18 protein-coding genes and 4 tRNA genes are annotated in these 19,673 nt (G+C 61.6%); 14 read left to right on the top strand and 8 right to left on the bottom strand.

Features of this window, described 5'->3' with window-relative positions; all coding sequences use genetic code 11:
• Positions 1–110 precede the first annotated feature (110 nt).
• The 6 genes from APH27_RS02785 to folD form a co-directional block, all read right to left on the bottom strand.
• The gene (locus tag APH27_RS02785; protein WP_060483910.1) at positions 111–791 is read right to left on the bottom strand and encodes a GntR family transcriptional regulator; all 681 of its coding nucleotides are present in this window, start codon (positions 789–791) and stop codon (positions 111–113) included.
• A gap of 16 nt (positions 792–807) precedes the next feature.
• Positions 808–1,512 (bottom strand): FadR/GntR family transcriptional regulator, encoded by a 705-nt coding sequence (locus APH27_RS02780; protein ID WP_027919613.1) that lies wholly within the window; start codon positions 1,510–1,512, stop codon positions 808–810.
• A 44-nt stretch (positions 1,513–1,556) separates the two neighbouring features.
• Positions 1,557–2,867: a C4-dicarboxylate transporter DctA gene (locus APH27_RS02775; protein ID WP_027919614.1), complete on the bottom strand. Its 1,311-nt coding sequence runs from the start codon at positions 2,865–2,867 to the stop codon at positions 1,557–1,559.
• 297 nt (positions 2,868–3,164) lie between these two features.
• A complete protein-coding gene (locus APH27_RS02770) occupies positions 3,165–3,656 on the bottom strand; it encodes an Lrp/AsnC family transcriptional regulator (RefSeq protein WP_027919615.1) in 492 nt (163 codons plus the stop codon).
• A 75-nt stretch (positions 3,657–3,731) separates the two neighbouring features.
• Positions 3,732–4,796, bottom strand: a complete 1,065-nt coding sequence (locus tag APH27_RS02765; protein WP_027919616.1) for an ornithine cyclodeaminase — start codon at positions 4,794–4,796, stop codon at positions 3,732–3,734.
• Between the two features lie 233 nt (positions 4,797–5,029).
• On the bottom strand, positions 5,030–5,884 hold the full coding sequence (folD, locus tag APH27_RS02760) for a bifunctional methylenetetrahydrofolate dehydrogenase/methenyltetrahydrofolate cyclohydrolase FolD (protein ID WP_060483909.1): 855 nt from the start codon (positions 5,882–5,884) through the stop codon (positions 5,030–5,032).
• 270 nt (positions 5,885–6,154) lie between these two features.
• Between folD and APH27_RS02755 the strand changes: the two genes are divergently transcribed.
• From APH27_RS02755 to APH27_RS02705, 11 genes are all read left to right on the top strand, one after another.
• Positions 6,155–6,231, top strand: a tRNA-Arg gene (locus APH27_RS02755).
• 43 nt (positions 6,232–6,274) lie between these two features.
• Positions 6,275–6,350 (top strand) — tRNA-His (locus APH27_RS02750).
• Between the two features lie 56 nt (positions 6,351–6,406).
• Positions 6,407–6,491 (top strand) — tRNA-Leu (locus APH27_RS02745).
• Positions 6,492–6,535: 44 nt separating this feature from the next.
• A tRNA-His gene (locus APH27_RS02740) sits at positions 6,536–6,611 on the top strand.
• 253 nt (positions 6,612–6,864) lie between these two features.
• Positions 6,865–7,164 carry a DUF6388 family protein gene (locus APH27_RS02735; protein WP_060483908.1) on the top strand — a complete coding sequence of 100 codons (300 nt, stop codon included), beginning with the start codon at positions 6,865–6,867 and terminating at the stop codon, positions 7,162–7,164.
• 250 nt (positions 7,165–7,414) lie between these two features.
• The gene (tig, locus tag APH27_RS02730; RefSeq protein ID WP_060483907.1) at positions 7,415–8,728 is read left to right on the top strand and encodes a trigger factor; all 1,314 of its coding nucleotides are present in this window, start codon (positions 7,415–7,417) and stop codon (positions 8,726–8,728) included.
• Positions 8,729–8,818: 90 nt separating this feature from the next.
• The gene (gene clpP, locus APH27_RS02725; protein ID WP_012271562.1) at positions 8,819–9,460 is read left to right on the top strand and encodes an ATP-dependent Clp endopeptidase proteolytic subunit ClpP; all 642 of its coding nucleotides are present in this window, start codon (positions 8,819–8,821) and stop codon (positions 9,458–9,460) included.
• A 108-nt stretch (positions 9,461–9,568) separates the two neighbouring features.
• On the top strand, positions 9,569–10,852 hold the full coding sequence (gene clpX, locus APH27_RS02720) for an ATP-dependent Clp protease ATP-binding subunit ClpX (protein WP_016394423.1): 1,284 nt from the start codon (positions 9,569–9,571) through the stop codon (positions 10,850–10,852).
• Positions 10,853–11,017: 165 nt separating this feature from the next.
• Entirely contained in the window at positions 11,018–13,414 is a 2,397-nt protein-coding gene (gene lon, locus APH27_RS02715) for an endopeptidase La (protein WP_060483906.1), read from the top strand.
• Positions 13,415–13,566: 152 nt separating this feature from the next.
• The gene (locus tag APH27_RS02710; protein WP_060483905.1) at positions 13,567–13,839 is read left to right on the top strand and encodes an HU family DNA-binding protein; all 273 of its coding nucleotides are present in this window, start codon (positions 13,567–13,569) and stop codon (positions 13,837–13,839) included.
• A gap of 183 nt (positions 13,840–14,022) precedes the next feature.
• Entirely contained in the window at positions 14,023–15,894 is a 1,872-nt protein-coding gene (locus APH27_RS02705) for a SurA N-terminal domain-containing protein (RefSeq protein ID WP_027919621.1), read from the top strand.
• 176 nt (positions 15,895–16,070) lie between these two features.
• Here the strand turns inward: APH27_RS02705 and APH27_RS02700 are convergent, their stop codons facing one another.
• Positions 16,071–17,111: a patatin-like phospholipase family protein gene (locus APH27_RS02700; protein WP_060483904.1), complete on the bottom strand. Its 1,041-nt coding sequence runs from the start codon at positions 17,109–17,111 to the stop codon at positions 16,071–16,073.
• A gap of 165 nt (positions 17,112–17,276) precedes the next feature.
• On the opposite strand from APH27_RS02700, the gene APH27_RS02695 reads away from it, so the two are divergent.
• From APH27_RS02695 to APH27_RS02685, 3 genes are all read left to right on the top strand, one after another.
• Positions 17,277–17,555, top strand: coding sequence for a hypothetical protein (locus APH27_RS02695; protein WP_027919623.1), 279 nt, complete (start codon positions 17,277–17,279; stop codon positions 17,553–17,555).
• A gap of 14 nt (positions 17,556–17,569) precedes the next feature.
• Positions 17,570–18,337, top strand: a complete 768-nt coding sequence (locus APH27_RS02690; RefSeq protein ID WP_060483903.1) for a CHAD domain-containing protein — start codon at positions 17,570–17,572, stop codon at positions 18,335–18,337.
• A gap of 96 nt (positions 18,338–18,433) precedes the next feature.
• On the top strand, positions 18,434–19,231 hold the full coding sequence (locus APH27_RS02685) for an acyl-CoA thioesterase II (protein WP_027919625.1): 798 nt from the start codon (positions 18,434–18,436) through the stop codon (positions 19,229–19,231).
• Positions 19,232–19,234: 3 nt separating this feature from the next.
• On the opposite strand, the gene APH27_RS02680 is transcribed toward APH27_RS02685, so the two are convergent.
• Positions 19,235–19,603 (bottom strand): Mpo1-like protein, encoded by a 369-nt coding sequence (locus APH27_RS02680; RefSeq protein WP_027919626.1) that lies wholly within the window; start codon positions 19,601–19,603, stop codon positions 19,235–19,237.
• Positions 19,604–19,673 lie beyond the last annotated feature (70 nt).

Here is a 19,673-nt window from a genome sequence, read left to right as displayed (position 1 = left end):
CAGCCCATCGCCGGCAAGCCGGCTCCTACAAGAACTGTGCAGGGCTTGAATCTTGCGCTATCCCAGCAGGCGCCGCGCTTGCCGGCGATGGGCCGCACAGCGGCCCCGGCTCAATCCAGGTCGAGCTTGTCTTCCAGGCGGTCCAGGTGTTCATGCATCAACGTCAGCGCCGCACCCGAGTCACCCGCCTCGACGGCATCGATGATCGCCGCATGCTCTTCCCAGGCGCAGTGGTCACAGCAGGGCGATTCGTAACGGGCGATGATCAGCGAGGTCATCGGCACCAGGCCGTTGAGAAAGCGCGCCAGCGGTGCATTGGCCGCCACCTGGGCGAGTTTGAGATGGAACTCGCCACCCAGGCGGATGGCGGCGCAGCGCTCGCCGCGTTCGTGGTGCTGGCGCTCGCGCTCGACCAGCTGGCGCAGCTGACGGATCTGCGCTGGCCGGGCACGCTGGGCGGCCAGGCTGATCAGGGTGGTTTCGGCCAGGCGCCGGGCGCTGAGCACCTGGCGTGCCTGCTCAGGGTCGGGGGCGGCCAGGTGGGCGGTGTGGCTGGGGCGCTGCACCACCACTTGCTGGTCCGACAGGCGTCCGAGCACCCGGCGGATCACCGTGCGACTCACCCCGAAGGCATTGCCCAGGGCCTGTTCGGGCAACAGGCTGCCCGGCGGCAGGCGCTGCTCGAGGATCGCATCGAACAGGCGTGGGTAGATCTGCTCGGCCGAAAGGCGGGTCTCGCCAGCGGCGAGCAGGGCAGGCAGGCGGGGGGCGGCGTGGGCGCAGGCGGTCATGGTCGCTCTCCTGGTGTCATTGGCCGGGCTGGTCGTCCGGGATGTTGAGTTGAATGCCCATGCGCTGGCCCTCGGCGAGGATGTGCTGGCGCATCTGGGCGCTGGCGTGGGCGCTGTTGCGTTCACGAATGGCGCGCACCACGGCTTCGTTTTCCTTGAGCCGCGCGGCCAGGTGCTCGGGTGAGTTGCGCAGCATGCTGGCGCTCTGCTTGAGGGCGTTGCCGGTCTGCTGTACCACGCTCTGGAAGATCGGGTTGGTGGTCAGGGCGAACAGTGCCTCGTGGAACGCGATGTAGGCCTTGACCCCGGCTTCGCTGTCATCGGCTTCCAGGGCTTCGCGCATGTCCATCAGGGTCAGGCGCAGTTGGCCGATGTCCTGGTTGTTGGCCGATTGCGCGACCAGGCCGACGATGAACGGTTCGAGGGTGTAGCGCAGCTCCAGCACATCGGCCAGGCTGGCCGCTGCGGTACTTTCGGTGGTTGGGTCCTGGGGCGCCGCCTCGGCGTCCAGCACCAGCACCCCTTTACCCGGCAGCGCACGCACCAGGCCCAGGGTTTCCAGCACGGTCACGGCTTCGCGCAGGCTGGGGCGGCTGATGCCCAGTTGCTCGGCAAGCTCGCGCTGGCCGGGCAGCATGTCGCCGGAGCGCCACTGGCCACGGGCCAAGGCCTGGCGCAGTTTTTCCACCACTGAGTTGACGACGGTCGATGAGCTGATCACGGTTTGCTCCTGGAAGGGCCGGCGCCGGCGCCGGCCACTTTGGCTCAGAATTCCTGTTGATGGGGGTTGGCTTGCTTGCGTGGCGCAGGGGCGAAGCCGGGTTTGCCATCGAGTACGTTCTGAGCACGTTCCAGATCGATGTCCTTTTCCCAGCGGGCAATGGCCACGGTGGCCACGCAGTTGCCGATCAGGTTGGTCAGTGCCCGGCCAATGCCCATGAACCAGTCCACCGCCAGCACCAGCACCAGGCCCACCACCGGGATCGCCGGCACGGCGGTCAGGGTCGCGGCGAGGATCACCAGCGCCGAGCCTGGGATGCCGTGAGCACCCTTGGAAGTCACCAGCGACACCAGCAGGATGGTCAGCAGGTCGGTCATTTCCAGTGGCGTGCCGGTGGCATTGGCGATGAACACGATGGCCAGGGTCAGGTAGATGGAGAAACCGTCGAGGTTGAACGAGTAGCCGGTGGGGATCACCAGGCCGACGGTGGAGCTGCCGATACCCAGGTGTTCCAGCTTGCGCATGATCTGCGGCAGCACGGCGTCGGACGAAGCGGTGCCGAGGACGATGGTCAGTTCTTCACGCAGGTACTTGATGAACGGCAGCAGTTTCAGGCCCGACACGCGCATCACGGTACCCAGGATGATCAGCACGAAGCCGGCGCAGGTCAGGTAGAACAGTGCCACCAGGCCGCCCAGGTGCTGCAGCGACTCCAGGCCGTACTTGCTGGTGGTGAAGGCAATGGCACCGAACACACCGATCGGCGCCAGGCGCACGATCATGCCCATGATGCGGAAGATCACGTGGCTCAGCTCGTTGATCAGCCGCGAGATGCCGGCGGCCGATTCGCCTACCAGGTTCAGGGCGCTGCCGAACAGCACCGAGAACAGCAGCACCTGGAGGATGTTGTTGTCGGCGAAGGCACCGACCACCGAGGTCGGGATCAGGTCCATGAAGAACGCCGTGGCCCCGTGGATATGCTGACCGCGCTCGGCCAGGCCGTTGGCGTCGGCAGTGGAGAGCTGGTCAAGGTGAATGTTGGCGCCGCTGCCGATGCCGCTGCTGAAGGCGAACACCAGGCCGATGACCAGGGCGATGGTGGTCAGCACTTCGAAGTAGATCACCGATTTAAGGCCGATGCGCCCGACCTTCTTCAGGTCGCCGGCGCCGGAAATGCCGCTGACCACCACGCAAAAGACGATCAGGCCGATAAGCATCTTGATCAGCTTGATAAAGCCATCGCCTAGGGGTTTGAGTTGCAGGGAGAGGTCGGGGAAGCTGAGGCCGCAGGCGATGCCGAGGGCAAGGCCGAGCACGACTTGCAGGAAGATCGAACGCGAGCACCATTTGAGCATGGGAGTGATCTCTGATCGGTGTCCTTGCTTCGGTGCCGCACGGGGCGAAAGAGCGCAGGACTTCATTATTGTTGTGGTCTTACCGGTTTGTTCAGCGCGGGATCATAAAACCGCGAAAAATCCTACATTGCAAGGGATTTTGGCCTTACCGGTCTGACCAGTTGTGGGGCATTTGCGCAGGCCAGGCTCTAGTTCGGTGCAGAGGGGGTAAACAGCGGCGCTTTCGCGCAGGGGGAATCAGGGCGCTGGCCGGCGCGAAGGGTTTCTTTGCAATCGCCTTGCCAGGGCCCGGGGCTGTCACTGCCCGAGTGGCGGGGCCATGTGCTTGACCGCAGCCAGCTCCGGGTGAGCCACCAGCTTGTCGATGTGCAGTGCGTCGTCGTTCATCCAGCTTTCGCTCAGCACCCGATAGTGCTCCATGTCGCGGCAGCGCAGGCGCAGGCTGTAGTCGAAGTGACCGCTGATCAGCTGGCACTCGTACACCTGCGGGCAGGCCAGCATCGTGGCTTCGAAGGCCTTCTGTGCGGCGCGCCCACGCTGATTGGACAGGGCCACCAGCACCAGCAGGGACAGCCCCGGGGCGAGTTTCTGCAGGTCGATGATCGCGCCGTAGCCGCGGATCACGCCACGTCGTTCAAGCTTGCGCACGCGCTCCAGGCAGGGGCGTGGCGTGAGGTGGACCAAGGTCGAGAGCTTTTCGAAGGTGATGCGGCCATCGTGGCGCAGCACCTCGAGAATGGCTTCATCGATACGGTCCAGCGGTTGTGCATTGGCGTCCTTGGTGTCCATGCGCAGGGCTTCTTTCAAAAGTGGGCATGGACAGGGTAGGCGTAATCCGGGGCTGCTGCGCGGCCCCGGGGTTCATCAGGCGCAGGCAGTGTCTGCCTTGCGCATCGAGCGCACGCCAACCACACGCGGTTGCAGCAGAGAGTAGAGGTCTTTCGGATTCTCAAGCTTTGGCACCAGCGTTATGTCCTGGCCAATGCCCAGCATGCGCGCGGTGTCCAGCACATAGCGCAAGGCCGAGTAATCCTCCAGGGCAAATCCGACCGAGTCGAACAGGGTCACTTGCCCTGCATCCTCACGGCCTTGGACAAGCCCGGCGACCACCTGCCAGAACTCGACCACCGGCGAGTCGGCCGGCATCTGCTGGATCTCGCCTTCGACCCGGCTCTGTGGTTCGTATTCGACGGTCACCCGCGCCTGTTCCACGATGTCACGGTGCAGTTCGGTCTTGCCCGGGCAATCGCCACCCACCGCGTTCAGGTGCATGCCTGGTTCGATCATTTCCGGCGTGAGAATGGTCGCGAAGGCTTTGTCTGCAGTGACCGTGGTGACGATGTCGGCACCGCGCACCGCTTCGGCAACGGAGCTGGCAACGCTGAGTTTCAAGCCCGGGCGGCCGGCCAGGTTGGCCACCAGCTTGGCTGTGGCGGCTGGGTCGATGTCATACAAGCGGATCTCGTCGATACCCAGCAGGGTGTTGAAGGCGATGGCTTGAAACTCGCTTTGCGAGCCGTTGCCGATCAGTGCCATGCAGCGGCTGTCTTCCCGTGCCAGGTAACGGGCTGCCAGCGCCGAAGTGGCGGCCGTGCGGACCGCCGTGGTCAGGGTCATCTCGCTGAGCAGCAGCGGGGTGCCGGTGTCGACATCGGCCAGGGTGCCGAAGGCCATCACGGTGGGCAGGCCATGTTGGGTGTTCTTCGGATGGCCGTTGACGTACTTGAAGGCATACAGGCTGGCGTCTGACACCGGCATCAGCTCGATGACCCCGCCGGGCGAGTGGTTGGCCACCCGCGCACATTTCTCGAAGGCCTGCCAGCGCAGGTAGTCCTGGCGGATGTACTCGGCCATCTCCACCAGGCAGGTGGGCAGGCCTTTGCGATTGATCAGGCGGGCGAGGTCTTGCACATCGATATAGCGGGTCATGACAGGTCTCCTTGCGGCGACGCCTCCAGTGTGGGTTCTGGTGATATTGTCGGGCTTGGAGCGTGGCGATGCTGGCTGAAGCGGGGGCTGGCGGCAGCGGTTGTGGTTGATTTCGCGGCAAGCCACAGCCGAATCGGCTGTGCTCAGGTGGCGCAGCCGTGGCAGGCGGCAAGCAAGCTTGAGGCAAAAAAAAACGGCACCTGCCAGAGGTGCCGTTTTCATGTCACGCGGTTTTACGTGTGCAGCTCTTCGGCGGCATACAGCGTGTTCTCCAGCAGGCAGGCGCGGGTCATCGGCCCGACACCACCTGGAACCGGGGTGATCCAGCCGGCGCGCGGCAGGGCGGTTTCATAGACCACGTCGCCCACCAGCTTGCCATCTTCCTGGCGGTTGATGCCGACGTCGATGACGATGGCGCCTTCCTTGATCCACTCACCCTTGACCAGGCCCGGCTTGCCGGCGGCCACTACCACCAGGTCGGCGCGACCGACGTGGCCGGCCAGGTCCTTGGTGAAGCGGTGGCAGACGGTCACGGTGCAACCGCCCAGCAGCAGCTCCATGGCCATGGGGCGGCCGACGATGTTGGAGGCGCCGACGATGACCGCGTTCATGCCGTACAGATCCTGCCCGGTGCTTTCCAGCAGGGTCATGATGCCTTTGGGCGTGCACGGGCGCAGCAGCGGAATGCGCTGGGCCAGGCGGCCGATGTTGTACGGGTGGAAGCCGTCGACGTCTTTGTCGGGGCGAATGCGCTCGAGCAGCAGCGAGGCATCCAGGTGCGCTGGCAGCGGCAGCTGCAGCAGGATGCCATCAACGGCAGGGTCGTCGTTGAGGCGGTCGATCAGCTCGGCCAGCGCTTGCTGCGTGGTCTCGCTGGGCAGGTCGAATGCCTGGGAAATGAAGCCGACCTCTTCGCAGTCCTTGCGCTTGTGCGAGACATAGACTTGGGAGGCAGGGTCGGTGCCGACCAGGATCACCGCCAGGCCTGGCGTGCGCAGGCCTTGCTGGCGACGCTCCTCGACACGTTGAGCGATCTGCTTGCGCAGGTTGGCGGCGATCGCCTTGCCATCGATTAGGTGTGCAGTCATAGACGCGTGATTAACCATCGAGAAAGGAACAATAAAGAGGGCGCATTCTCGCACGACATCGTCCAAGGGCAAAGGCGGGTGGTCGGGCAAATCCCCTAAGCCCTTAAATAATTTAAATTTTTTGGAGAAAGGTGTTGACGACTTTCAGGCTCGCCTATAAGATTCGCCGCACTTGTCGGGCACAGCCTAGCACTGGTTGGCGAAGTCGGGCAGAATGAGTGGTTTAGCAGTTACCTGTTAAGGCCTCGTTCGGTTAGGCTTTAAGCTTAAGCGCCCGTAGCTCAGCTGGATAGAGCATCCGCCTTCTAAGCGGATGGTCGCAGGTTCGAGTCCTGCCGGGTGCGCCATTTAGGCAGCTTAGGCAAGCAAGTAAGGCTGTAATGCAATATGGTGGGCGTAGCTCAGTTGGTAGAGCGCTGGATTGTGATTCCAGTTGTCGTGGGTTCGATTCCCATCGTCCACCCCATATTCGACGAAGGCGCCTTTGATTGAATGATCTGGCGCCTTTGTTTTAAGCGTTACGCGGACGTGGTGAAATTGGTAGACACACTGGATTTAGGTTCCAGCGGCGCAAGCTGTAAGAGTTCGAGTCTCTTCGTCCGCACCATGCTTTAGTAAAGCTGTATCGCAACACTGCAACACCGCAAGATGGTGGGCGTAGCTCAGTTGGTAGAGCGCTGGATTGTGATTCCAGTTGTCGTGGGTTCGATTCCCATCGTCCACCCCATATTTTTCAAAGGCGCCTTGATCGTGAGATCTGGCGCCTTTGTTGTTTCTGCCGTTGCATGTCATGTGTCGCCATTGAGCCCGAGCGCCGCCCGCGCGGCGCTCTGTCTCAATGGCGCTAAAAGGCTAACGTCATAAACTTCGCAGCCATCACTCATTTCCCCCTTGTAATCCTCTGGTGGCACCCCAATAAAAGCTGTTAGATTTCAGCCGGTTGAAACACCGGCCCAGTTGGCCGGCAGAGGAATAGCCCGATGATTGCAAAAGAAGCCCGCCAGGCCCTGGCGCTGCAGCGCTTCGCTGAAGCCAACCCGCAACTGCTCGAGGAAATTCGCGAGCTGGATGCGCGTGAGCAGGCCCAGCAGATCGAGTGGGCATTCGAGGATGCCGCCGATGAGCAAGGGATTCAGCCCTGGGAGCTGGCGTTGCAGCTGATCGCCGAAAGCCCCGAGCAGCTGCATGCCATGCGCCTGGAGACCCATCGCGAGGTGGCTGAGGCGTTGGGTATGGCGTGGGAAGAGTACTGCCAGTTCAACGAGATCGACCCCGAGTAAGGCGTCGTCGCTTTTGTGCTGGCTGTTGTATCACAAGGTATTTCGGTTGCGTGCCGCCAGCGGGCGTTGCGCTGCCTTCTATATAAAGAGGCCTGGCACTTCATTGTGCGGGCCATGCAAGTTAATCGACCGGCGAGGTTTCCCGTCGTCCCGGGTGGGGTGACTTCTGGTGCGTGACTCACTAGAATGTTTGCCCTTGATTCTGGAGTCGGGCTATCGCCGGCTAACGTCTGTGCAACGAGGAATATCCATGCAAGTTTCTGTTGAAAACACTTCCGCTCTCGAGCGCCGCATGACCATCGCCGTTCCGGCCGAGCGCGTCGAGAACGAAGTCAACAAGCGTCTGCAACAGACTGCCAAGCGCGCCAAGGTCGCGGGCTTCCGCCCAGGCAAGGTGCCGATGAGCGTGATCCGTCAGCGTTTTGAGGCCGATGCCCGCCAAGAGGCTTTCGGTGACCTGGTCCAGGCTTCCTTCTACGAAGCCATCGTCGAGCAGAAGCTGAACCCGGCTGGCGCTCCGGCCGTTGAGCCGAAGTCCTTCGAGAAGGGCAAGGACCTGGAATTCGTTGCCATCTTCGAAGTGTTCCCGGAGTTCACCGTTGCCGGCTTCGACTCGATCAATGTCGAGCGCCTGAGCGCCGAAGTGGCCGACGCCGACCTGGACAACATGCTGGAAGTCCTGCGCAAGCAGAACACCCGCTTCGAGGCCGTCGAGCGCGCTGCGCAGAACGACGACCAGGTCAACATCGACTTCGTCGGCAAGGTCGACGGTGAAGTGTTCGCCGGTGGTTCCGCCAAGGGCACCCAGCTGGTACTGGGTTCCGGCCGCATGATCCCTGGCTTCGAAGACGGCCTGGTTGGCGCCAAGGCGGGTGAAGAGCGCGTTGTCAACGTGACCTTCCCTGAGGACTACCAGAACCTGGACCTGGCTGGCAAGGCCGCCGAGTTCACCATCACCGTCAACAGCGTTTCGGCACCTGCGCTGCCAGAGCTGAACGAAGAATTCTTCGCCCAGTTCGGCATCAAAGAGTCGACCCTGGAAGGCTTCCGCACCGAAGTTCGCAAGAACATGGAGCGTGAACTGCGCCAGGCGATCAAGACCAAGGTCAAGAACCAGGTCATGGACGGTCTGCTGGCCGCCAACCCGATCGAAGTGCCGAAGGCTCTGCTGGAGAACGAAGTCAACCGTCTGCGCGTGCAGGCTGTTCAGCAGTTCGGTGGCAACATCAAGCCTGAGCAACTGCCGGCCGAGCTGTTCGAAGAGCAAGCCAAGCGCCGTGTGGTGCTGGGCCTGATCGTCGCCGAAGTGGTCAAGCAGTTCGAGCTGAAGCCGGACGAAGGCAAGGTTCGCGAAATGATCGAAGAAATGGCTTCGGCTTACCAAGAGCCTGAGCAGGTCATCTCCTGGTACTACAAGAACGACCAGCAACTGAACGAAGTTCGTTCGGTTGTGCTGGAAGAACAAGTTGTAGATACTGTTCTGCAGAAAGCGACTGTGACCGACAAGTCGGTCTCGTACGAAGATGCCGTAAAGCCAGCACAGGCTCCTGCCGAAGCTGAGTAATACGGTTCTCTCGTAGGAAACCCCACAAGCCAGCCTTCGAGCTGGCTTGTGCGTTATCAAGCCATGACTATTTGGGAGTGAGCGCAGGACATGTCCCGCAATTCTTATATTCAGCAGAGCTCTGACATCCAGGCCGCAGGCGGCTTGGTCCCGATGGTTATCGAGCAGTCCGCCCGTGGCGAACGCGCCTATGACATCTACTCGCGCCTGTTGAAGGAGCGAGTGATCTTCCTGGTGGGCCCTGTAGAAGACTACATGGCCAACCTGGTAGTGGCGCAGATGCTTTTCCTTGAGGCGGAAAACCCGGACAAGGATATCCATCTTTACATCAACTCCCCAGGTGGTTCGGTGACGGCTGGCATGTCGATCTACGACACCATGCAGTTCATCAAGCCGGACGTGTCGACCATCTGCATCGGCCAGGCCTGCAGCATGGGTGCCTTCCTGTTGACCGCTGGTGCCAAGGGCAAGCGTCACTGCCTGCCTAACTCGCGGGTGATGATTCACCAGCCGCTGGGCGGCTTCCAGGGCCAGGCTACCGACATCCAGATCCACGCCCAGGAAATTCTCAGCATCAAGGCACGTCTCAATGAGTTGTTGGCCTACCACACAGGCCAGGACCTCGAGACCATCCAGCGTGATACTGAGCGTGACAACTTCATGAGCGCCTCGCGCGCGGCCGAGTACGGTCTGATCGACTCGGTATACGACAAGCGGCAACTGGCCTCCTGAACCCAGGTGCCAGAGCAGGTAGGTGCGCAAAGTGCCTACCTGCGGACTTGAAAAAGCCCGCAATTGCCTTCATCTTGTGTTGCAAGCCTACCGGATTGGATCGATCGAATGACTGACACCCGTAACGGCGAGGACAGCGGCAAATTGCTTTATTGCTCCTTCTGCGGCAAAAGCCAGCACGAAGTGCGCAAACTGATTGCCGGGCCCTCGGTATTTATCTGCGACGAGTGCGTCGACCTGTGCAACGACATCATCCGTGAGGAGGTGCAGGAAGCCCAGGCCGAGAGCAGTGCGCACAAATTGCCTTCGCCGAAAGAAATCAGCGGCATCCTGGACCAATACGTCATTGGCCAAGAGCGCGCGAAGAAGGTGCTCGCGGTAGCGGTGTACAACCACTACAAGCGCCTGAATCAGCGTGACAAGAAGGGCGACGAAGTCGAACTCGGCAAAAGCAATATCCTGCTCATCGGGCCTACCGGCTCGGGCAAGACCCTGCTCGCCGAAACCCTTGCACGCCTGTTGAACGTACCGTTCACCATTGCGGACGCCACCACCCTGACCGAAGCCGGTTATGTGGGTGAGGACGTCGAGAACATCATTCAGAAACTGCTGCAGAAGTGCGACTACGACGTGGAAAAGGCCCAGATGGGCATTGTCTACATCGACGAAATCGACAAGATCTCGCGCAAGTCGGACAACCCGTCCATCACCCGTGACGTTTCGGGTGAGGGCGTGCAGCAGGCGCTGCTGAAGCTGATTGAAGGCACCGTTGCTTCGGTTCCGCCGCAGGGCGGCCGCAAGCACCCGCAACAGGAATTCCTGCAGGTCGATACCCGCAACATCCTGTTCATTTGCGGTGGCGCCTTCTCTGGCCTGGAAAAGGTCATCCAGAACCGCTCCACCAAGGGTGGCATCGGTTTTGGCGCCGAAGTACGCAGCAAGGAAGAGGGCAAGAAGGTCGGTGAATCGCTGCGCGAAGTCGAGCCGGACGATCTGGTCAAGTTTGGCCTGATCCCTGAGTTCGTCGGCCGTCTGCCGGTGCTGGCGACCCTCGACGAGCTGGACGAGGCTGCGCTGATGCAGATCCTCACCGAGCCGAAGAATGCCCTGACCAAGCAGTACGCCAAGCTGTTCGAGATGGAAAGCGTGGACCTCGAGTTCCGCACCGACGCCCTCAAGGCCGTCGCGCGCAAGGCCCTGGAGCGCAAGACTGGCGCCCGTGGCCTGCGCTCGATCCTCGAAGGCGTGCTGCTCGACACCATGTACGAGATTCCTTCGCAGAAGGATGTCAGCAAGGTGGTGATCGACGAGAGCGTCATCGAAGGCACCTCGCAGCCGCTGATGATCTACGAGAACAGCGAGCCGCAAGCCAAGGCCGCGCCAGACGCCTGATTTCAGGTAAAAGCCGGTTGATGGCAGCAAGCAAGAAGGGGCCCTACGGGCCCCTTTCTGCTTTTCCTATGCAAGCGCTTGTAATTTCCCAAGCGTGCCCCCACATTAGGTCCAAGCATCATTTCCACCGGTTTCCGGCCATAAGGCCGCTGTAGAGGCGAAATCATGAAGACCACCCTCGACTTGCCTCTTTTGCCATTGCGCGATGTCGTCGTCTATCCGCACATGGTCATCCCACTGTTCGTGGGGCGTGAGAAGTCTATCGAAGCCCTTGAGGCCGCGATGACGGGCGAGAAGCAGATTCTGCTGCTGGCCCAGAAGAACCCTGCCGATGACGATCCAGGCGAAGACGCCCTGTATCGGGTCGGTACCGTCGCTACCGTATTGCAACTGCTGAAGCTGCCCGATGGCACCGTGAAGGTGCTGGTCGAGGGCGAGCAGCGCGGTGCGGTCGAACGCTTCACCGAAGTAGAAGGGCACATCCGTGCCGAAGTTTCCCTGATCGACGAAACCGACGCCGCCGAACGCGAGTCGGAGGTCTTCGTGCGTACGCTGCTGTCGCAATTCGAGCAGTACGTGCAACTGGGCAAGAAAGTCCCTGCCGAAGTCCTGTCGTCGCTGAACAGCATCGAAGAGCCCGGGCGCCTGGTCGATACCATGGCCGCGCACATGGCGCTGAAGATCGAGCAAAAGCAGGAAATCCTCGAGATCGTCGACCTGGCGACCCGTGTCGAGCACGTGCTGGCATTGCTGGATGCCGAAATCGACCTGTTGCAGGTCGAAAAGCGCATCCGTGGCCGAGTCAAGAAGCAGATGGAGCGTAGCCAGCGCGAGTACTACCTGAATGAGCAGATGAAGGCCATTCAGAAAGAGCTCGGCGATGGTGACGAAGGCCACAACGAAGTCGAAGAGCTGAAAAAGCGCATCGAAGGCGCTGGCCTGCCGAAGGACGCCCTGGCCAAGGCTCAGGCCGAGCTGAACAAGCTCAAGCAGATGTCGCCGATGTCTGCCGAGGCTACTGTGGTGCGGTCCTACCTCGACTGGCTCGTGCAGGTACCGTGGAAGGCCCAGAGCAAAGTGCGCCTGGACCTGGCCAAGGCCGAAGAGATTCTCGATGCCGACCACTATGGCCTGGAAGAGGTCAAGGAGCGCATCCTTGAGTACCTCGCCGTGCAGAAGCGGGTGAAAAAGATCCGCGGCCCGGTTCTGTGCCTGGTTGGCCCACCTGGCGTGGGCAAGACCTCGCTGGCCGAGTCGATCGCTGCCGCGACCAACCGCAAGTTCGTGCGCATGGCCTTGGGTGGCGTGCGTGACGAGGCCGAGATTCGTGGTCACCGTCGGACCTACATCGGTTCGATGCCTGGCCGCCTGATCCAGAAGATGACCAAGGTGGGTGTGCGCAACCCGCTGTTCCTGCTCGACGAGATCGACAAGATGGGCAGCGACATGCGGGGCGACCCGGCCTCGGCGCTGCTGGAAGTGCTCGACCCGGAGCAGAACCACAATTTCAACGACCATTACCTGGAAGTCGATTACGACCTCTCGGACGTGATGTTCCTGTGCACCTCGAACTCGATGAACATTCCGCCGGCGCTGCTCGACCGCATGGAAGTCATCCGCCTGCCGGGTTACACCGAGGACGAGAAGATCAACATTGCGGTCAAGTACCTGACGCCCAAGCAGGTCAAGGCCAACGGCTTGAAGGTCGAAGAGCTGGACATCGACGTCTCGGCGATTCGCGACATCATCCGTTTTTACACCCGCGAAGCGGGTGTGCGTGGCCTGGAGCGCCAGATCGCCAAGGTCTGCCGCAAGGTAGTCAAGGAACATACCGGGCAGAAACAGGTCAAGGTCAAGGTTACCAGCGAGCAGCTCGAGCACCTGCTCGGCGTGCGCAAGTTCCGCTACGGCCTGGCCGAGCAGCAGGATCAGATCGGCCAGGTCACCGGCCTTGCCTGGACCCAGGTGGGCGGCGAATTGCTGACCATCGAGTCTGTGGTCATCCCCGGCAAGGGCCAGCTGATCAAGACGGGCTCGCTGGGTGATGTCATGGTCGAATCGATCACAGCCGCACAGACCGTGGTCCGCAGCCGCGCGCGCAGCCTGGGGATTGCCGCCGACTTCCACGAGAAGCACGACGTGCATATCCACATGCCTGAAGGCGCCACGCCGAAGGATGGCCCGAGCGCCGGTATTGGCATGTGCACCGCGCTGGTGTCGGCGCTGACGCAGATTCCGGTACGTGCCGACGTGGCCATGACCGGTGAAATCACCCTGCGTGGTCAGGTATTGGCCATCGGCGGGTTGAAGGAAAAACTGCTGGCCGCACACCGGGGCGGGATCAAGACGGTGATCATTCCCGAGGAGAATGTTCGCGATTTGAAGGAAATTCCGGAAAATATCAAACAGGATCTGCAGATCAAACCGGTCAAATGGATTGACGAAGTCCTGCAAATTGCGCTGCAATACGCCCCGGAGCCCTTGCCAGATGTGGCTCCGGAGATTGTCGCGAAAGATGACAAACGCGACGGCGATGCTAAGGAAAGAATCAGCACGCATTAGTAGTTTTTGGCCGGGGGGCTTTCCTTGACAGTTTTTTCGGGGCCTTGCTATAAAGCGGCACGCTATTGTCAAACTGCCACCCGGGACACGTTTCATACGCTTTTCATTACATACTTAGAAACAAACTCAATAGAGAAAAAAGGGGACTTAGAGTGAACAAGTCGGAACTGATTGACGCTATCGCCGCATCTGCTGACATCCCGAAAGCTGTAGCCGGCCGCGCGCTGGACGCAGTCATTGAATCCGTTACCGGTGCCCTGAAGCAAGGTGACGATGTGGTACTGGTTGGCTTCGGTACCTTCTCGGTCAAGGATCGCGCCGAGCGCACCGGCCGTAACCCACAAACCGGCAAGGCGATCAAGATCGGGGCTGCCAAGGTTCCAGGCTTCAAGGCTGGCAAAGGCCTGAAAGACGCCGTCAACTAAGTCGTCTCTTTCAGCCGGACCTGGCCTGGCCAGCTCCGAGCACGCTGACGGCGGGCCGCAAACGTTCCCGCCTGACACGTTTGCTAAGAAAAGGCGCATCCTCGGATGCGCCTTTCTTTTATCAGGATTCTACCCACGCTCCGCGGTTGTCGACGCAGTGGTACAGCCGTTTCTGGGGGACGCATGCTGCAAAATATCAGGGACAATTCACAAGGTTGGATTGCCAAGACCATCATTGGCCTCATCGTCGTGTTGATGGCGTTGACCGGCTTCGAAGCCATTTTCAAGGCCGCCACCCACAGCCAGGACGCGGCGAAGGTAAACGGCGACACCATCAGCCAGAATGAGCTGAGCCAGGCCGCCGACATGCAGCGCCGCCAGCTGATGCAACAGCTGGGCAAGGATTTTGACCCAGCACTGCTGGATGAAAAGCTGCTGCGCGATGCTGCGCTCAAAGGCCTGATCGATCGCAAACTGCTGCTGCAGGGTGCCGAAGACGCCAAGTTCGCCTTCTCCGAAGCCGCGCTGGATCAGGTGATTCTGCAGACGCCGGAATTCCAGGTCGATGGCAAGTTCAGCGCCGATCGTTTCGACCAGGTCATCCGCCAGATGGGTTACGGCCGCATGCAGTTCCGCGACATGCTCGCGGAAGAGATGCTGATTGGCCAGTTGCGTACCGGTATTGCCGGCAGCAGCTTCGTCACCGATCAGCAGGTTGACGCTTTTGCCCGCCTGGAAAACCAGACCCGCGACTTCGCTTCCCTGACCTTCAAGGCCAACCCGGCTGCGGTCAAGGTCAGCGATGACGAGGTCAAGGCGCATTACGACCAGCACGCCAAGGAGTTCATGACGCCGGACCAGGTGGTCATCGACTACATCGAGCTGAAGAAGTCGGCGTTCTTCGACCAGGTCAAGGTCACCGACGAAGAGCTCAAGGCCCAGTACGAGAAGGAAGTCGCCAACCTCGCCGAGCAGCGCCATGCCGCGCATATCCTCATCGAGGTCAACGACAAGGTCACCGACGCTCAGGCCAAGGCCCGCGCCGAAGAGGTCGAACAGCGTCTGGCCAAGGGTGAAGATTTCGCCAAGCTGGCCAAGGAGTTCTCCCAGGATCCAGGTTCTGCCAGCAATGGTGGTGACCTCGGCTTCGCTGGCCCGGGCGTGTATGACCCGGCCTTCGAAGACGCCCTGTACAAGCTCAACGACGGCCAGGTATCGGCCCCGGTGCGCACCGAGTTCGGCTACCACCTGATCAAGCTGCTGGGCAAGCAGGCGCCGGAAGTGCCAAGCTTCGCCAGCCTGAAGGACAAGCTGACCCGCGACCTGAAGACCCCGCTGGTCGAGCAGCGTTACGTCGACGCCAGCAAGCAGCTGCAGGATGCTGCCTACGAGGCTTCCGACCTGGCCCAGCCCGCTCAGGACCTGAACCTCAAGGTGCAGACCTCCGCCCCGTTCGGCCGTGAAGGCGGCGAGGGCATCACGGCCAACCGTGGCGTGATCCAGGCCGCGTTCTCCGAAGAGGTGATGGATGAAGGTGCCAACAGCACCGCCATCGAGCTCGACCCGGAAACCACCGTGGTGCTGCGCGTCAAGGAGCACCGCAAGCCGGAGCAACTGCCGCTGCAGGCCGTGGCCAAGAACATCAGCGAACACCTGGCCAAGGAGAAGGCGACTGCCGAACTCAAGACCAAGGCGGACAAGCTGATCGCTGGCCTGCGTGACGGTTCCATCGCTGCCGCTGGTGCTCACGACGGTCAGGAGTGGAAGGCGCACGAGGCTGTGACCCGTGGTCAGGACGGTATCGACCCGGCCGAGCTGCAGGCGCTGTTCCGCCTGGCCAAGCCGCAAGCCAAGGACAAGCCGGTGTACGGCAGTGTGGTCCTGGCCGACGGCAGCCTGGTCGTGCTGCAGCTCAAAGGCGTCAATGAAGGCGCTGCCGCCAGCGACGAGGAGAAGCAGCAGATCCGCCGCTACCTTGCATCGCGTGCTGGCCAGCAGGACTTCGCGGCCTACCGCAAGCAGCTGGAAGGCACTGCCGACATCACCCGCTACTGAGTGATGGACGCATGATGAAACAGGCCGCTTGATGCGGCCTGTTTCATTTCTGCCGTCTGTACCGGCCTCTTCGCGGGTAAGCCCGCTCCCACAGGTAAAGCGCAGGGCTCAAGTCCTGCACAGTACCTGTGGGAGCGGGTTTACCCGCGAAGAGGCTGGCACAGGCAGCCCAAAACCTAGCGTTTTTCGCCCTCGTAATTATCCAGCGTATCCCGCGCAATCTCCCGCCCCAAGGCAATCAGTTCCGGCGCCTTGTAGAACTCGAAAAAGCGGCACACCCGCTTGGGCACGTTGATCAGTACATCCGGCGGATACCCGGCAATCTTGTACTGCGCCAGCGAAGTCTGCATCACCTCGAAGCTCTGGTTGATCAGGTCGAGCAGTGAGGCTGGCCCGACGTTGTCGATGATGAACGAGCCGGTCGCCGATTTCGGCGCACCTTCACGCTCGGGCGCTGCTGCGGGTTGCTGGGCCTCGGGATCGGCCGCGTCGGCCAGCCACGGATTGGGCGGTGCCAGCCCTTCGGCGACGATCTCCTGCTCGATGCGAATCAGCTCCTCGGCCGGCTTGCGGCGAAACGGCAGCCGCGAGCCGAGTGAGCTGAGCAGTGCTTCGAAGCGCATCTTGAATGCCGCCGGCCGTTCGATCACGGGCAATTGATACTGCTTCTGGTTGGTGCTGTTGAGATTGACCGCAATGATCAGGTCGCAATGGCTGGAGACCACCGGCACGATCGGCAAGGGGTTGAGGATGCCACCATCGACCAGCATGCGATTGCCCTGCATCACTGGGGTGAACAGGCTGGGTATCGCCGCCGAAGCACGCATGGCCTGGTGCAGGCAGCCTTCCTGGAACCAGATTTCCTGCTGGTTGGTAAGGTCGGTGGCGACCGCCGTGTAGGGGATGCGTAGCTGTTCGATGTTGATCTCGCCAACGATCTTGCGAATCTGGCCGAACACCTTGTCACCACGGATGGCACCGAGGCGGAAGCTGACATCGACCAGGCGAAGCACATCCAGATAGTCCAAGCTTTCGATCCAGTTGCGGTACTCGTCGAGTTTGCCAGCTGCGTAGATGCCGCCAATCACCGCCCCCATGGAACAGCCAGCGACGCAGGCGATGTCGTAGCCGCGCCGTTCGATTTCCTCGATCACGCCGATATGGGCATACCCACGAGCGCCTCCTGATCCCAACACCAATGCCACGCGTTTGCTCATGAGCTTCCCTCGACTTGTACAACCATGGTCCTACAATGCGCTCATTGCTGCCTGTGCTTCAATCCAGAGCGTGCTGAACTACTCTAAGCAAAGCATATCGAACCGGGCACTTTTCAGTTGCACGGGCGTCGAACAGCCACTCTTTTGACCTTTGAGGTATTACCGATGAAAGCCTGGATCTGCCTTCCACTGATCGCCCTGGCCCTTGCTGGCTGCGCGGGCAAGACGGCCTACCGTGACAGCTGCGCGACTCAGCTGGATGCCGCCTGGAAGGAGCTGGACCTGGCCAAGGCCGAAGGCTTCGCCGGTACTGTCAGCTATTCCAAGGCCCTGTCGCTGCTGACCGGTGCCAAGACCCAGCAGCAGTTCGAAGGGTACGAAGGGTGCACCCACAAATCCGAAAAGGCCCGTTTCTACATTCGTGAGTCGCGCGCCGGGCGCTGACCGAGGAGCGTCACATGTCCGCCATGCTCGATCATGTCGTTGCCCAGTTACTGGCCTTGCAGGTGCGCCTGCTGGCATGCCGCGAGCGCCTGGCCGCCGATACCGACAGCGAGGCCCTGCACGACCTGCGCACCAGCCTGCGGCGTCTGCGCAGCCTGCTGCGGCCGTTGCAGGGGCTGCCTGGGGTCGAGCAGCTGGAGGAGGCGGCCAAGTCATTGGGCACATTGACGACACCGCTGCGTGATCGTGAGGTGCTGGCAGCGGAACTCATCCGGCGTGGCCATGCCCAGGCCGGTCAACGGCGCCTGGCAGGGCGTGACAAGACATTCGCCAGCGTTGCCTCCAGCCCGCAGCTGACCCGGGTGCTGGCAATTGTCGATGCGTTCCCGCTGTTTCTGCGGGCAGCGGATCGCGAGGGGCTGGCCAGGTCGCTGGACAAACGTATCGACAAGCGGCTGGTCAAGCAGTGGCACAAGCTGCGTGAGGCCCTGGAGGATCCCGACCATGATCGCCATCGCTTGCGCCTGCTCATCAAGCGTGCGCGTTATGGCGATGAGGCCTATCCGCAGCTCGATCATGCCGGCAAGAAGCTGCAGCGCCTGCTGAAGAAGGCGCAGGGCGATCTGGGGGATTGGCATGACCGCTTGCAGTGGTTGCTGCAGGCCAAGGATCACCCTGACCTAGCGCCTTGCAAGGTCGACTGGGCGCAGGAGCTGCACGAGGCCGAGCGCCAGTCGGATGTCACCCTGGACGCGCTGCAGGCGGCACTCAAGCGGCGTTAGCCCGGTAAATGACCGATTTGCGGGCTGATCGACAGGGGTTTGCTGGCTAGTATTGGCGGACCTTTCGCTTTACAGCCAGGAGCCAGGAGCCGGCCGATGAATTTCAACCAGTTGCTCAACGCCGTGCGGGAAACTCCCGACGCAGTCAGCATTCCGCCCAGCTGGGCACAGGGGCGTGCCGTGTTCGGTGGCCTGATGGCGGCCATGGTTTACGAAAGCATGCGTCTGAAGCTCTCCGATGCTCGCCCGGTGCGTTCGCTGGCCATCAGCTTCGTCAGCCCGGCTGCGGCGGATGTGCCCATACGTTTCGAGGTCGAGGTGCTGCGCGAGGGCAAGGCGGTCACCACACTGCTGGGCCGGGCCATTCAAGAGGGCCAGGTGGTGACGCTGGTGCAGGGGAATTTTGGTGCGGGCCGGCCATCGGTGGTCAATGTTGCGGCTGCACCCGCAGCGGAAATGAAACCACTCGAGCACGCGGCGCCGGAGTTGCCCTACATCAAGGGCATTACCCCGGAGTTCATGCGCCATGTCGCTTTGCGTTGGGCGGTGGGAGGCTTGCCGTTCAGTGGCAATCAATCGCGCCACATGGGCGGCTGGGTGCGCTTGCGCGATGTAGCCGAAGAACAGGTAAACGAGGCGCACCTGCTGGCACTGGTAGATGCCTGGCCGCCGAGCCTGATGCCGTTCCTCAAGCAGCCGGCGGCGGGCAGTACGCTTACCTGGACCATCGAGTTCATCCAGCCGACGCCGCAGCTGTCGACGCTGGACTGGTGCCGCTACCGTGTGGAGACCGAGCACGCGCGCGATGGCTACGGGCATGCAGCCGCAGCGTTGTGGACGGCGGGCGGTGAATTGCTGGCCTTGAGCCGGCAGACGGTCACCGTCTTCGCCTGAGCATCAATGCCGGTGTTTATGCCGCTCGCGCCAGGCTTTCCACCAGGCGCCGCTGAGGACAAAGCGCGGGAAGGTGATGAACTGCTCGGTCAGCAGCCGCTGCATGGCGTCCTTGCGGTTGGCGAACGGTTCGGGCTGTTCGGCTTCCAGGCGGTGCCCGTGGCGCTGCAGGCCCAGGCCTGCGATCAGGGCAATCACGCCGACGGCAATCTGGCCCAGGTCCAGGGCGAACAGGCCTGACAGCACCAGCAACGCACCGAGGATGAACAGCGGCACGGCAATCAGGTGCAACACCAGGTTGGTCGGGTGCCGGTGATTGTGGTGGTAGCCACGCCATTGCCAGGCGTGCAGATTGGGTAGTCGCTTGCTCATGGGCATTTCCTCGCGGTCATGCCCAAAGCTTAGTGCGACCCCGGGGGCGGGGCCAATCGAGGCTGGCTAT

This window comes from Pseudomonas sp. NBRC 111123, assembly GCF_001320205.1.
Classification (GTDB): Bacteria; Pseudomonadota; Gammaproteobacteria; order Pseudomonadales; family Pseudomonadaceae; genus Aquipseudomonas; species Aquipseudomonas putida_J.
Note: the sequence above shows the minus strand (reverse complement) of the source record. Positions and strands in the feature narration are given on the sequence as shown.